The sequence below is a fragment of the Paenibacillus sp. MAH-35 genome (assembly GCF_058135425.1).
Map to the genome: position 1 here is coordinate 39835 of NZ_JBYUPU010000008.1, position 14199 is coordinate 54033.

13 protein-coding genes are annotated in these 14199 nt (G+C 50.9%); 4 read left to right on the forward strand and 9 right to left on the reverse strand.

The window, feature by feature from the left end; all coding sequences use genetic code 11:
- Positions 1-97: 97 nt before the first annotated feature.
- Complete coding sequence (locus AC3Y2E_RS10770; RefSeq protein ID WP_379209993.1) at positions 98-256, reverse strand: hypothetical protein; 159 nt, start codon at positions 254-256, stop codon at positions 98-100.
- Positions 257-455: 199 nt separating this feature from the next.
- Between AC3Y2E_RS10770 and AC3Y2E_RS10775 the strand changes: the two genes are divergently transcribed.
- Positions 456-1190, forward strand: coding sequence for a peptidylprolyl isomerase (locus tag AC3Y2E_RS10775; protein WP_379209995.1), 735 nt, complete (start codon positions 456-458; stop codon positions 1188-1190).
- On the forward strand, positions 1187-4258 hold the full coding sequence (locus AC3Y2E_RS10780; protein ID WP_379209997.1) for a peptidase domain-containing ABC transporter: 3072 nt from the start codon (positions 1187-1189) through the stop codon (positions 4256-4258). Before AC3Y2E_RS10775 ends, AC3Y2E_RS10780 begins: the two co-directional genes overlap by 4 nt.
- Positions 4259-4492: 234 nt before the next feature.
- Here the strand turns inward: AC3Y2E_RS10780 and AC3Y2E_RS10785 are convergent, their stop codons facing one another.
- From AC3Y2E_RS10785 to AC3Y2E_RS10810, 6 genes are all read right to left on the reverse strand, one after another.
- Positions 4493-5164, reverse strand: a complete 672-nt coding sequence (locus tag AC3Y2E_RS10785) for a hypothetical protein (protein WP_379209999.1) — start codon at positions 5162-5164, stop codon at positions 4493-4495.
- 676 nt (positions 5165-5840) lie between these two features.
- A complete protein-coding gene (locus AC3Y2E_RS10790; RefSeq protein WP_379210001.1) occupies positions 5841-6821 on the reverse strand; it encodes an SPFH domain-containing protein in 981 nt (326 codons plus the stop codon).
- A gap of 21 nt (positions 6822-6842) precedes the next feature.
- Positions 6843-7637 carry a TPM domain-containing protein gene (locus AC3Y2E_RS10795; protein ID WP_379210003.1) on the reverse strand — a complete coding sequence of 265 codons (795 nt, stop codon included), beginning with the start codon at positions 7635-7637 and terminating at the stop codon, positions 6843-6845.
- Positions 7634-8671, reverse strand: coding sequence for a TFIIB-type zinc ribbon-containing protein (locus AC3Y2E_RS10800; protein WP_379210005.1), 1038 nt, complete (start codon positions 8669-8671; stop codon positions 7634-7636). Before AC3Y2E_RS10800 ends, AC3Y2E_RS10795 begins: the two co-directional genes overlap by 4 nt.
- A 27-nt stretch (positions 8672-8698) precedes the next feature.
- On the reverse strand, positions 8699-9382 hold the full coding sequence (locus AC3Y2E_RS10805; protein ID WP_379210007.1) for a PspA/IM30 family protein: 684 nt from the start codon (positions 9380-9382) through the stop codon (positions 8699-8701).
- A gap of 458 nt (positions 9383-9840) precedes the next feature.
- Positions 9841-11145, reverse strand: coding sequence for an ABC transporter substrate-binding protein (locus AC3Y2E_RS10810; protein WP_379210009.1), 1305 nt, complete (start codon positions 11143-11145; stop codon positions 9841-9843).
- A gap of 133 nt (positions 11146-11278) precedes the next feature.
- On the opposite strand from AC3Y2E_RS10810, the gene AC3Y2E_RS10815 reads away from it, so the two are divergent.
- Positions 11279-12064 (forward strand): AraC family transcriptional regulator, encoded by a 786-nt coding sequence (locus tag AC3Y2E_RS10815; protein ID WP_379210011.1) that lies wholly within the window; start codon positions 11279-11281, stop codon positions 12062-12064.
- Between the two features lie 317 nt (positions 12065-12381).
- Here AC3Y2E_RS10815 and AC3Y2E_RS10820 read toward each other — a convergent pair whose 3' ends face one another.
- Both AC3Y2E_RS10820 and AC3Y2E_RS10825 read right to left on the reverse strand, forming a co-directional pair.
- Entirely contained in the window at positions 12382-12822 is a 441-nt protein-coding gene (locus AC3Y2E_RS10820; protein WP_379210013.1) for a hypothetical protein, read from the reverse strand.
- 86 nt (positions 12823-12908) lie between these two features.
- Positions 12909-13130 carry a hypothetical protein gene (locus AC3Y2E_RS10825; protein ID WP_379210015.1) on the reverse strand — a complete coding sequence of 74 codons (222 nt, stop codon included), beginning with the start codon at positions 13128-13130 and terminating at the stop codon, positions 12909-12911.
- A 209-nt stretch (positions 13131-13339) separates the two neighbouring features.
- Here AC3Y2E_RS10825 and AC3Y2E_RS10830 point away from each other — a divergent pair, with 209 nt between their 5' ends.
- Positions 13340-13948, forward strand: a complete 609-nt coding sequence (locus tag AC3Y2E_RS10830) for a TetR/AcrR family transcriptional regulator (RefSeq protein WP_379210322.1) — start codon at positions 13340-13342, stop codon at positions 13946-13948.
- Positions 13949-14199: the final 251 nt, after the last annotated feature.

The window sequence follows — 14199 nt, forward strand, 5'->3', positions numbered from 1 at the left end:
GAAGACGGATAAACGAAAAAGCCCCACAGCTGTATGCAACATACGGCTCGGGGCTTCTTTTGCCCTGCTGGCTTGACCCTGTTGAAGGATATTCCAATTACGGACGAATCGTAACTTTCTTCACGATCGGTTTCGTGCCTGTTTTCAAGTCTCCGCCTTTCACGTCCTTGAGCTGCTGCTCGGACATTTCCTGCGACAAATCGGTAAGCTCGACGGATTCTGATTCGCCGGGCTGCTTGTTTTTTTGTTCAGTCATTTCCATTACCTCCCTCCTCGTAATGGGTGTATTATACAACGGCAAGTTTAAGTTCCGTTAAAGTCCAGAAAAATAAAGAAATCGCCTTCAAACGGCTCCGCGTGCTAGAATACTCTCAGAAACGAACGAACAAACGAGGAATGAAACGTTGACTACAGCACCCTTGACAGCACTCCGCATCCATCATAAAACCATGAGTTTGAAACAACTTCTTCAGCGGCTGCGAATCGATCCGTCACTGGCGGAGATCGGACGCTGCAAGCACGACCTGATTGTGGAACATTGGGCCGAAACGTTAGAGCTGACCGCTGACCGTACCGAACTGCAAACGGCAGTTAACCGGTTCCGCCGCTCGAACGGTTTATATACGGCGGCTCAAGCAACCGAATGGCTGGAGCTTCGCGGAATGACGCTGGACGACTTGCTCTCTCTGCTGAAGCCGCAAGTGCTCCGGGAAGTTTTGGTCCGGCATACGGTAGACGAGGATGACATCCGTCGGCGCTTCCTGGAGGTCGGCCACACGTACGACCGTGCCGAAATCTCCACGATTGTGACGAGCGGGTACGGAGCAGCCCAGGAGCTTCGGTTTCGCGTGGAAGAAGGCGCCGATTTTCACTCGCTGGCGCGCGAGTATTCTTCGGAAGTGTCTACCGCCAAAGCCGGAGGTTACGCCGGTTTCGTAAGCCGGGAAGACTTGGAACCGGAAACGGCGGCGGCTGTATTTAACGCTTCCGCAGGAGCGCTGCTTGGCCCGTTCGAGCATAGACACGGGTACAGTCTTTTTTGGGTGGAAGCGATCTACCCCGCGGAGCTTAACGAGACGGTGGCAGGCCAAATACGGGAACAGCTTTTTCAATATAAGCTGGATTCCTATGAGCGTACGCTCGATATTCATGAAGACGTATGGAGCTTGGGTGAGGGATGGGGCACGTGAACGAAAACGGTATTCAAGTTTTGAATCGACACCCGCTGTTTAATGTATTCACAGACGAAGAAAAGCAGGCACTTGCAGGCCAATTTCAGTTGGAAACCTTCGCGATGGGGGAAACGATTCTGGATCGGGACCGTTCTCCGGAAGCCTTCTATCTGATCGTAACCGGCAAAGCGAGAAAAATCGGAACGAACACTGCTGGCAAAGAAACGAATCTGGGCTTGCTGCAGCCCGGGGAGCATTTCGGCGAACAACGTCTGCTGGGCTCCGAGACGGCCCCGCCCGTTACGATTCGCGCCTCCACCCCGCTGGAGGTGCTGCGGCTCGACCGCCGTCCGTTCCAGCAGATGGTTGCCCGGCACCCCGCCATCGACAACTATTTCAGGCAATATATTTCCTCGGACATCATCCGTACGTTCCTGAAAAGCAATACGGTCCTTTCTCATATCGACCATGCAACACTTCGTTCGCTGCTGGACCGGCTGGAGGTCCGCCATTACGAGCCCGAAGCCTGCCTCGTTCTCGAAGGGGAAGCCGGAGACGCCTTCTATATAATGAAGAGCGGGTCTGCACTAGTCGAAAAAGGGCCGGAGGCGACAATTGTCAACCGGCTGTACCCCGGGGATTTTTTCGGAGAGCTTGCCTTGTTGACGGGCGAAGCGCGCAAAGCGACGATCCGGGCTGCCGAGGCCGTAACCGTTTTCCGCCTTGCGAAAACGGAATTTGACGAGCTGATCCTCAAACACCCGGTCATCCTGGAAGCGATAGGTTCGATTTCTTCCCACTACACGACGCAAGCGATGACGATGATCGATAATCCGGAGAAGGCCAAACCCGGGACGGCACTCCCGAGCGGGGCCGATGCGTCGGACGATCTGCCCGATCCTCTCTCCGGATTATCCGGTAAACCGTGGAAATTGTGGTCAAAGCGGATGAAATATCCGGTGATTATGCAGCAAAGCGAGATGGATTGCGGTCCTACGTGTCTAACGATGATTTGCCGGTATTACGGATTACGCACAAGCGTCAACCGGATGCGCGAACGCTGCAACATAGGCGCGGAAGGAACATCCATGCTCGGGCTGATCGAAACGCTGGAATCGCTCGGTTTCTCGGCCAAAGGACTGAATACGGCTGCCAGCCTCCTGCATGAGCTGACGACTCCGTTCATCGCACATTGGGACGGCAACCATTATATCGTCGTTTACGAAGTAAACGAGCGCGGCCTCGTTGTAGCCGATCCGGCTCTGGGCTACCTCAACACCGTCTCTTCGGACACCTTCGGCAACCATTGGACCGGCTTCGTCATCGACGTGCAGCCCGCCGGGCCGCTCACACCACTGGACGACAAGGAGATGTTGTGGAGACGTTATCTCGGCTATGCTTCCCCTTCCCGGAAACTCCTCGTGTCTGCATTGGGGTTATCCGCAGCGATCGAGCTGGCGTTCCTCGCCTTTCCGGTTGTCACGCAGCAAATCTTTGACCGGGTATTACAGGCGGACAATTGGCCGCTGCTTCATATTCTTACGGCAGCTATGCTGGCGCTTGTCTGCTTGAATACCGCCGGCATCGCCATCCGCCAGATCTTGATCGGACGGCTTGCATTTGCGATCGATCGCGCGATGCTGGACAGCTTTTACCGGCAGCTCTTCCGGCTTCCTTACTCCTATTTCACGAAACGGACGTCGGGCGACATCCTGACACGCGTGCAAGAGAACGAAAAGATTCGCCGATTGATGACGGACCATGCGATCGAGCTGCTGCTGGATCTGTTGACCTTGCTGGTGTACGGAGCCTTGATGGCGTATTACCATATCGGTCTGGCCATCCTCTCCTTCGTATTTTTGCCGCTGTACATCGGTCTCTACGCCTATCTTCTGCCCAAAATACGCCGCAATCTCCGCAAACAGCTCATCGCCGAAGGCGAATCCCAGACGCAGATTGTGGAGGCGGTGCACGCGATCGCGACCGTCAAAGGATTATCGATGGAACGGACAATTCGCAGAAAGCTGATGAACAAGCTGGGAAGCTTGTTTGTACTGCGGCTAAAGGGCAACCGCCTGGAGGCCGCCGCCAAAGCGGCCGGATCGGGCCTTCGCTCGTTAAGTCATGTGGCGCTGTTGTATTTCGGCTCCATTTTCGTCTTGGAAGATCAGTTGAGTGTTGGCGCTCTGGTGGCGTACACCGTTCTGTTCACTTCCTTTATGTTCGCTTTGGAAATGATCTCGCAGCGGTTCGGGGAGCTTGCGGAAGCGCGTATCTCGATGGAACGGCTGAACGATGTGTATGAAGCGACTCCCGAACACCCGCAGCCGGACAACATGCGATTGCTTCCGTCCATTCAAGGCCACGTTCGTTTCGATAACGTATCGTTCCGGTACTACCGGGGCGGGAAGATGGTGCTGCAAAACCTCGACCTGCAGCTTAAGCCCGGACAAACGGTCGCGCTCGTCGGGCGGAGCGGCTCGGGAAAATCGACGATTGCCCAGCTGCTGCTCAAGCTTCTGGAGCCGTCGGGCGGAGCTATCTATGTCGACGGTTATCCGCTGCGAGACGTGCACGCCGCTTCCATCCGCAAGCAGATCGGCGTCGTTCAGCAGGAAACGGTGCTGTTCCGCGGCTCGGTGCGGGAAAATATCGCCATGAGCGGCGAGGACGTCGACTATGAAGATATCGAGCGGGCTGCCCGGCTGGCGGGGGCGCATGAGTTCATCGAAGCTTTGCCGCTCGGCTACGAGACGATTGTCGGCGAAGGTGGCATCCGGCTGTCCGGCGGTCAGCGCCAGCGGATCGTCATCGCGCGCGCCCTCGTCCGCAATCCGCGGATTCTCGTCTTTGACGAAGCGACAAGCGCCCTCGATATGGAATCGGAGCGAATCATTCAACACAATATGAGCGAGATGCTGCAAGGCCGCACGACGCTAATCATCGCACACCGGCTGAGCACGATCCGCCATGCGGATCTGATCGTCGTGCTAGACCAAGGCGCCATCGTCGAGAGCGGCACGCACGACCAGCTTGTCCGGCATCAAGGCTTCTACCACTACCTGCTCCAGCAGCAGGGAGTGTAGAAGGTTGCGGGCGCGGGCGTGGCCGGTTCTCCGGTTAGAATATCGCGTCATGCTTAGTCGGCCCTGCTCAGTCGGCGCCCCATTGTGTTTTTTCGGAACGCGTCCGTCAACCGGGAATAGAAGCGGGACGTGAAAAGCCCATCCCGTAGACGAGGCTGCCAGGATCGATTTAACTTTTAAAGATGCAAAAGACCGTTTGAGCCCGCGCAATGGCTTTATACGGTCTTTTCGCATTCAGCCCTGTTCGGCAGGACTGTTCGGCTCTCTCTTTCTTTTTTTCACTAAAAATACCGCGACATTCGATAGTGCTTCAAAAACCGAAATGTAGATCACAAAAATATTCAATGTACTAACGCTGAACGCTTCAAGATAGCCGTAGTCCTTCTTACATGCCTTATATTCTTCGAATGTCGAAACGAGGTCCAGACAATCGAAGCTTTCCAGCGAAAAATGAAATAAAAGGGTTAGTAATGCAATCATCGAATAAAAAACGAATTTAATCAAAGGATAAAACACTTTAACTGACATCAGCACAGAACAAAAAAGGACAAGAGCAAAAAGATCCGTTGCCACAACAAGAACGAACTTGATGATTTCAGCTGCCGCTGCTGTGGATAAGTCCGGTCGTTGGGTAAGTATGTGATGCAGCATAAGCTGCGCTGCGAAGCCCATAATAAAAACTCTGGTATAATGAAAATACTTGATAAAATAAAACAAGACCATTAACACCGCAATCACGATTTTGGCAATTACAATTTCCTTTGCTGCATCAAAATCCGCAAATCCAATAATTCCAAACGAATAAATGACTAAAATCAGCTTGAAGACGTCGTCCATAAAGCGACAAAATGTTGTTCTCCTAAAGTTACTAAAAATTTCTCTAAGTCGCTCCACACCATTTCCCACCTATCTTTCCTTTTTTTATATTATCGGTGGGGACCTTCAAATTGTTAATAGATTACTGCTACATCGACAAATTGCCATTAAACGTTCTACGAGGCAAAGCTGCAGCTTCCGAATTTATTCCGGAAGTAACACTTCCGTTATCTGTTTCCCGCGGCCGAAATTGGGCATATAACGGAATAATCAGTTCCGTTATTTCACGCACAATCTCCCGTACCGCCCTAAAATTCGCAAATAACGGAAACCATATTTCCGAAATGGCGTGAAAATCGCATACCGTACAGGAATAACGGAAGTCATTCTTCCGCTACGCTACCGAGTTGATGATCGTTCCGGCCAATTCCGGGATCGAACTGTGCTCCCGCCGAGTTGGTTATTACATAGAGAAGTCTCGACGCACTCCAACCTGCCTCTCTCGTTGCCGCACCTGCCGCATCGTACCGCTTCGTTTCACCGAAAGTTACGCTTCGAGCACATCTCTGTATAGGCAAAGGGGCTTATCCCCGAAAAGAATTGCATGTCAGGGGAACCTCCCAATTTCCAAACCGAAAGGACCTCACATTCCACGATAAACGCGGAGAATGAGGTCCTTTTTCTCAAGAAAATCGGTTCGAAGCGGGGCTTAAAAATTCGAACAATACCTGTTGGGCTAGCCTCTTTTTTGTCGCAGCCGCCTCTATTACCCCAGCTTCTGTCCGCAATTGCCGCAGAAGTTCGCCCCTTCGTTTTTCGTGCCGCAGTTCGGGCAGAAGTTCGGCTTTTGGCCGCTGCCGGAAGAAGAGGGAGCAGCATTCCCGCCTGTCTGCGGCTTCTGGTTTGGATTAATATTTTTCATCATTTCATTCGCCATGTTCATGCCCATCATCATACCGGCCATATCCGCAGCGGCACCTCCGCCTTTCACATTGCCCGAGGCGATGCCGTCCGTCATGGAAATCTGCTGATATTTTTGCAAATTGCCGACCATCTCGTGGGAAGCCGTCTTCGCGATCATATCCTGAATTTCTTTCGGATAATTAAAGCTCATCACGTTAAAACCCGTGATCGTCATGCCGATATCCAACACCTGCATATCCAGATCTTCGCGGATGCCCTTGGCAATATCGAACGCATTCGCTTGCAGGTTGAACATATCTTTGCCTTCCCGGCTGATCCACTTCATAAGCAGCTGATCCAGCACGGACGTGATCCGGATTTTGACGTCTTCCACGAGATAGCTGTTTTTGACCCCGGCCACTTTATCGATCAACGTCACATAATCATTTACTTTAAAATTAAACGTGCCGTTGGCGCGAATCGGCATGCCGCCCGGAAGCTGGGGAGTCGGGATCATTACCGGATTTTGCGTTCCCCATTTCACGGTAAATTCCTTCGTATTGACGAACAGCACTTCCACCCGCATCCCGCTGTTGAAGCCGAACTTGAACCCTTTCAAAGTCGACAGAAACGGGATAATCTGCGAAGCGACGTTATACTCCCCTTCATCTTCGAAGATTCCTTCGATTTTGCCGTTATGCAGGAAGATCGCGTCTTGACCGGGACGTATGATCAGCTTGCTCCCCTTTTTGATTTCCCGGTTGCTCCACTTCCAGAAAATCATATCCTCGCGAAACTCTTCCCATTCCACCACATTTGCAAACTGGTTGCTAAAAAAAACCATCGCCGTTCCATCTCCTTCAAGTTAAAATGATCCTCTGCTGCCGCTATGCGAATGGCCGCCTCCGGTAGTTCCGCCGCCGCCGCCGCCCGAGCCGCCGCTTTTCTTCTCGATCTTCTGTCTCGTTGTCGTCGTATGAAGGTACCGGTCGTTTTTATCCAGAATAGCCGAGGTACCGGCATCCTCATACGTTTGCCGGGTTACGGTAACGCGGCCGCCCGAATGATAAGCCATCATCCCCACGATGACTCCCGCCAGAACAAGCGACACCGTCAACTGAAACCAGAACTGAAACAAGATGTTGTCCGGATTCACGCCCGGCCGGTATCCCATATAGCGATGAGCAGTCGCAATAAACGTCTCGAAAGCAAGCTCATAATCGCCGCTCGTCAAATCCGAGGTAATCTTGGTACGTATTTTCGTCAGCCGGCTGTCGTCCAAATATTCCTTCGCTTTATAAAAACCGGCCAGATACACTTCGCGATTGCGCATATCCAGCATCAAGATGGCGGCATTGCCGTGAGGCTTGTCGTAACCGGGCGCATGCAGATCGTAAAAGTCCTGCGTCATCTTCATCACATCGCCGTTTTCAGCGTTTTTGGAGGTGACGATCAGAAAGTCGGTCTCTCTCTCGGCTCCGTATACGCTCGCCAGCTCCGTCAGTTTGCCGATTTGTTCCGGGTTCAGCAGCCCGGCTTCGTCATAGATCAATTGCTTCTGAACCTGCGCAGCCGCTTCGCCCGGTACCGCTACCAGAGCAAACGCCGCGAACAAGGCGAGGAACATCAAGACGAACGCAGTCGCTCTATTTCTGTTCACCAGAATCCTCCTCCCATCGACCAGGAGATCAGCTTCAGGGACAGCAGAGAAATCCCGGATATGCCGGCAAACCAGGCGGTCACTTTCGCCTTGCTGATCGGCGGCTTGCCGACGACTTTGCCGGTCTGCCCGTTCATCGCAAACGTATGCTCCAGCTTGTTGTAATCGTAATGGACAACCCATACCGGAAGCAGCACATAGTCGGCACGGACCGACCGGGTATCGATCTGCTTGTTCGTATAGTTCACGCTCGAATATCCGCTCATCGTGGACTGTATGTAAGCATCGATATAAGAACTGATTTTTTCTTTAACCCGCGGGAACAGCTCCTTATCGGTATAGCTGTACTTTTCCGCAATATAACCGGCAAGATAAGGCGTTTTAAACGATTTCAGCTGATTGTACGGAAACGGCTCCAATTTATCCATCAGCTCGTCATTCATTTTGGCCGCGGCGTCGATCGGCACTTTCACGTAATTCAGCCGGATGTTCCGGTACACATCGAAATGCGACGTTTCCGTAATATGGTAGTCGCCTCGGGTATAGCTTTTTACTTTGGTCGCTTTCGCCCGGACCTCGATTTGATTATTCAAATCGTACAGCCAAAACGGCACATAAATGCCGGTGATCCCTTTGATCCGATCCGCCGTCATAAACCCTTTCGGCGTCAGCAGCCCGTTTCGGCACCATTTCCGGAACGTGGTCATCGCTTCTTCCTTGCTGATCACAAACGGAATGACCTGGGCCGGAGCGAGTTTGCCGGTTAACCGGTCGCCAAGCACGACGCCGGAGCCGCAAAAGCTGCATGTCGTAGCGGCCGTCTCCGCTTCCGTCAAGATGACGGCACCGCAGCTGTTGCAGTGATATTCGTGGGCCTCGTCTCCGGCAAACGTCGGATTCACCGAAGCAAGAGGATCGGGCAGCGTCTCAATATTGTCTTGCCGGCCGCAGCTATGACAGGACAACATCCCGGATTCGCTGTCATACACCATGCCGCTGCCGCAGTTAGGGCACTTGTAGTCGATTACCTGCATCTGTTCACCTCATGCGCGAAGAGACTGTTACTCGTTCGGCTTTTTATTCTCCTTGATGACGGCCCGTTCCTCTTCCGCCTTCGTGCTTGTGCCCGTCTGTTTCTCGAACTCGGCGAATAATTCGTCGATATCTTCCTTCTGTTCTCCCCGGAGCTCGGCTACAGCCATAGCTTCATAGTAGGCGCTGTTGACCTGATCTTCCAGCTTATCGAACGCCGACCCGTCGCGGCCTCCGACCGGCGAGCCCGCTTCGTTGATTCGCTGCTGCGCTTTGGCCGCCGCCATTCGCGTCTTCAACTGAAGACGGCGCTGTTCCAGCCCGCTGATGTCGGATTCGAGTTTGTCCTTCATCTGCTTCATGCTTGCCGCGTTCGCAGCCGCCAAGTCGTATGAAACTTGCAGCCGGGCCGATTTCTCGATGAGCGGCGCCTTTTTCTCCAAAAACTTTCTGGCGTCGGCATCGCTGCCGGCTACCACGGCCTTCTCGGCATAACGTTGCAGCTTGGCGATTTCCTCCGTACATTCATCGAGCGCTCGCTTCGCTCTTCGCTCGTCGGCCAGAACCGAGGCCGCCTCCGCCTTGATTTGACCCAAATCGATGTTCGCTTGCCGCATGAACGCGTCGACCGCTTGTTCCGGATCTTCGGACTTCTCCAATAAGGCATGAACATTGCTTGCCATAATATCTTTAAATCGCGACAATATCCCCATACGAACCTCCTGCGATTTCATGTTTTGTATTATAACTTATAATACTTCGATTTGGGCCAAAAGGATTCATTTTTTACGAAAAGCTTTGGCTCAAGCGCTTCAAACGTAAAAAAACGCCCTATTCGGCGCGTTTTTCTTTATCTTGCAAACTCCTTCCTCTCGCAACTCCCTCAATTCCGTAAAACAACCCGCTATCTCGTAAGCCTTAATGTCCTTATCAAAGCAGAACGGTTCGCACCCGCTGTTAATCCGATGATTGTTCCGTTTCCATTAAAAATTGTGCCGCAGCGGAGATTGGACAACCTATGCGCTTCAGCCATTTCGGCTTGTCCGCAATTGTCCGGGACCAGGCGGGCGGCCGTCTCTTTCCGTCTTCCATCGGATAGTCATGCCGCAGCCAGAATGAAAACTGCCGCCTGTCGGGTTACCGAGGCGGCTTTTAATATCGCGATTTGAATTTAACGATTGCCTTCCTCAAGAATGTACTTGTTCCCTTTCTCTTCCGCTTCCCGGAGCACTGTGTTTACGTCTTTATTTTCAGTGACCATCGCTTTGACAGCCTCTTTCAGAAATGAATACATTTTCGTATCGAATTTTGTTGCTTCCGGCAATGGAGCCGGCTTGGCCGAGAAAACCCCCGCCAGGTTTTTGTCCTCGTACAACTTGGTGCTGCTTGCAAATTGCTTTTTCAAGTTCAAATCTTTAAGAATGGTCAATCGAACTCCGCTATTCATCGATTTCTGCGCTTCTTCACCCATCATCGTTTGCAGCACGGCGAAAGCAGCCTTCTTGTTGTCGCTGGTCGGGGTAACAACGCCGAGATGAAAATCGATTTCTCTGCCGATTCCCGGTTTATCGTCAAACGAAGGATAAGATACGACGTCCCAGTTGATCGCTTTGCCTTTTTCTTTCATCGACTGTAATCGGGTAGTCAGAGCGGCGATCCAGTACGGAAACATCGCCATCTTCTGATCCTTCAGAAAGTAGTCGACTCCGTACGTATATTTTTTGTTGCCATCCACTATTCCCGGAATCTGATATAACTGCTCGTATAACCGAAACACTTTACCGTATGCGTCATTTGTAAAAACAGACTTTTCTTGCTTCTCATCCACAACCGGCAGCGAGTACGCACGGGTCAACGAAGCCGGATCGCCCAAGTCGATGCCGATATATTGCGTTCCCTGATCGAGTCGGGTTGCTTTTCGGGCCAATTCGATCGTTTCGTTCCATGTCATGTTATCTTTGGGATAAGGCAACGCCAGTTTGTCGAATATATCTTTGTTATAGGCCATTACGCCGTAGTTCATTGCATAGGGGATGCCATAGATTTCGCCGTTTTTGCCGAATTGCTTAAGCAAATTTACTGCTTCCGGCTCGAGTGGACTCATGTCGACTTTTTGCGTCCGGATCGTCTCGGCCAAATCAACGGCAATCTTTTTTTGAAGAAGGTCATGCAAATAATAATTGCTGGTCAGAATGATGTCCGGCAGATCCTGAGCCCCGATCATGTTGTCGAGCGTAGCCCCGGAAATATATTCCATCTTAATGTTCGGAAACTTTGCTTTTACGGGCTGGGCAAGAACGTCCAAATCCGATTGACTGAGAATCCCCGCATAATAACTGTAGAACGTTAAAGTGACCGGCTCATTATTATAGGCGTCCTCTTTGCCGCTGATCGTTTTCCCTCCGTTGTTTCCGCAGCCGGCGAGCAGGACAATCGACAAACCTGCCCCGATTATTGCTGTTAGTCGCTTCTTCATGAATAAGATCCTCCCAACGAACTTAAATTGCAATACGAGATAAACTGTTATTATACTAGACCAGGTTGATAACGAATTGAATGAGCAATATAATTAAAACATCAACTATTCTGCTATTTTCTACGGTGATCCAATGGACCAAAGTGTTTTATTGTGTGGCTATGGCTACCATTTAAAGCAGCAGTTCAGGGGCTCCAAAAATGCTCCTGTACGAAATTATTTGTTCCGATTGCAAACGGAAGGGACTTGCACGATATCGGTAAACGGAGACAAAATGACGATTGTGTCAGGAGATCTTTTGCTGCTGCAGCCTGGAAGCATGTATTACTTGCAGACAGAGGAAGGCTTGGGCAGCGGGGACTATTACATGTACTGTCAAGGAGCCTGGGTGGACGAATGGTGGAATCGGTATGAAAAAAATATTAAGACCTCCATTCAAATCGGGGGATCCGTTTTGTACCCGTGGAGGCAGATTATTAAAGAAAAAAGCCGGCTTTCCGATGAAAATTCAGAGCTGATCGAAAGTTTGCTAAAAGTTCTTTGCTTGTCGCTGGATCGGGCGATGACAGATTCATTCGCTTCCTACAGCCGGTCATACACGGCTTTTCGAATGAAACGATATATTGAATTAATTGCTTACGAGCCGTTCAAAGTGGAACAGGTCGCCAAACATGTTAATTTGAGTGTTTCGAGAGCCTCTCATTTTTTCAAAGAATGTTACGGCAAAACCATTGTAGAATATGCTCTGGAAGTACGGCTTAGCGGTGCGCTCGACCGCATCAAACATACTAGCATGACCATGGAGCAAATTGCCGGGTGCTGCGGTTTCGGAAGCTATACGTATTTTCATAAAGCATTTAAAGAAAAGTTCGGGATGCCCCCTACGGTTTTTCGCAAAATGGAAAATACTTTAAGGTAGACGTTACTTTTTTTGATGCGGACGACGAGAACGTTTTGAAACGCGATAAGAGGCAGCCGATCTCCTAAATCGGCTGCCTATGCAGTTTTGCGGAAGTTCATCCTCCTGAACCCATTCCATCGATAGCTTTACGATGCTCGCAGCCGCTGTTCCGTGGTTTTTTCCTCAGCAGTCCGTTATCCTCAAATGCCGCAAGCACAAACCCCAATCTCTTAATTTATACAATCCCACGTTCCCAGACAGAAAAAGAAAGACGCGGGAACTTTGGGTTCGCCGCGCTTTTAGGGATACAACTTCGAATTTCATACAGCAAGCGATCATTTCCCGAGAGCGCCGGGCCAATTGTCACTTTCGCAAGTCGCGGTGGGGGCATTGCCTTCGACCGTGCTCTCTGACACTTTTTTACCGTCATAGAAAATGCGGCAGGTAATGGACTTCGCCGCAGCAGACGCTTCAGCAGATAATTTCGCAGATTTGAAGTTCATGGGCTTGCTATGGTCTACCGGAAGCTCCAGCGTATAGGGAAGCAAAATGTCGGCCTCCTCCCGAGAGTTCGTGCCGTTTCGAGTTTTCAGTTCGAGAAAGACCTTGGCAGCGGTAGACACATCGCTCTCTATGATGAATTTCACGACACCATTCTTTGTCGCAGGCGTACTACCGCAACCAAGCAAAGGGATCACCGTCATCACCGCAACACCCCATCCTGCTGCGCGCTTTAGCGGATGCCAGAGCTTGTTTGCGCCGGCTGAAGTTCTCATACGTTCATCCTTTCCGAGAAAAAGTCGGACATCCGGTCCGAGGAACCGTTTTGGGGGATTAACAAGCCGTTATTGCTGAAGGCCACTCATTGCGGGTTGTCAGGCTTCCCCCTGTTCCGTTTCTCCTTCGCTCGAAGAAACAGACCGTAGACGACAAACCCCGCACCCAAAACAATCAGGATGCGCCCTGTACCCGGCAGATCAGACAGGATGGCAATCCCGTTTATTGGGACAGTTAAAAATTGTAAGATTACGCCTGCCAAGATAAAGGTCGCACCCCAAATAAACTCCTTGCCGCTGTTGCTCACTGCCTCAACCCCATTTCTGTGAAATTGTGCGGGGGCTTGGCGCCAGTCGGAGGCCCAGCCGCGTACAGGAACGAAAAGTGTTCTGCTTTTCATGAATCTTTTCAATACAGCTGTATTATTTGAAACATGAAAAGCATAACACGCTCGCCGAAATAATACAAGTGTATTATTTCGTTGTATATAAGGAGATCCTTTGTTATAATGTGGCCATGACAAAAATTGTGGATCACGATCAACGAAGGTTAGTAATTGCCGAGGCGGCATTGCGTGTCATCAGGCTGATGGGCGTAAAAGGAGCGTCGGTTCGAAATATTGCGCGGGAGTCGGGCTTGTCGCTTGGCGCTTTGCGCCATTATTTCTCAAGTCAGGACGAGCTGCTGGATTTTTCCATGAAGCTGGTCAAGGAACGGGCGATCGATCGTATTAATCAACTTGTCGTGTTAGACATACCGCTATTTCAAAAGGCGCTGCGGATTTTGTTGGAGCTGCTCCCGACCGATGACCATAAACTGGCTGAAATGGAAGTTTGGCTATCCTTCACCGCTCATTATCGAAGCAGTAACACCGCATTTGATGCGCAGCACGACGGGGTTCTGGACCTTGTCGAGCGTCTGGTTCGCAGCTTGAAGCAATCGGGCGTGCTTCGGCCCGAACTTGATTGCGCGATGGAGACAGAACGGTTATACGCTTTTATCGATGGAATAGCGTTGCATGCCTATCTGGATACGAAGCGGGTAAATTACGAACGTATCGTAAGTGTAGTGACCTATCATATGAAATCGATATGTACGGAGGAATCTCATCTCAACATCAAATAAACCTTGCTTCGTTGGCGAAGTCAAAGGGAATGTTAAGCCGACAAGCCGGATATTTTAATAGGCTCACCGATCTGAAATAGTGAAATCACTCCGAATTTCGCAGGCTCCGGCGAATCGGACAAGCATATGAAATCGGATTCACAGAAAGGTTTCTATCAGTTTTCTCCATTTCGCCGCGACGGACCAGATAGTATCAATTATGGTGTTTCTTAAGCAGTTCCACATAAAAATTGGAGGGAAACTTTACGGGT

Coding starts and splice junctions, on each gene's coding strand:
- AC3Y2E_RS10770 (WP_379209993.1), bottom strand. CDS start 256: ATGACTGAACAAAAAAACAAGCAGCCCGGCGAATCAGAATCCGTCGAG.
- AC3Y2E_RS10790 (WP_379210001.1), bottom strand. CDS start 6,821: ATGGTTTTTTTTAGCAACCAGTTTGCAAATGTGGTGGAATGGGAAGAG.
- AC3Y2E_RS10800 (WP_379210005.1), bottom strand. CDS start 8,671: ATGCAGGTAATCGACTACAAGTGCCCTAACTGCGGCAGCGGCATGGTG.
- AC3Y2E_RS10805 (WP_379210007.1), bottom strand. CDS start 9,382: ATGGGGATATTGTCGCGATTTAAAGATATTATGGCAAGCAATGTTCAT.
- AC3Y2E_RS10810 (WP_379210009.1), bottom strand. CDS start 11,145: ATGAAGAAGCGACTAACAGCAATAATCGGGGCAGGTTTGTCGATTGTC.
- AC3Y2E_RS10815 (WP_379210011.1), top strand. CDS start 11,279: ATGGACCAAAGTGTTTTATTGTGTGGCTATGGCTACCATTTAAAGCAG.
- AC3Y2E_RS10820 (WP_379210013.1), bottom strand. CDS start 12,822: ATGAGAACTTCAGCCGGCGCAAACAAGCTCTGGCATCCGCTAAAGCGC.
- AC3Y2E_RS10830 (WP_379210322.1), top strand. CDS start 13,340: ATGACAAAAATTGTGGATCACGATCAACGAAGGTTAGTAATTGCCGAG.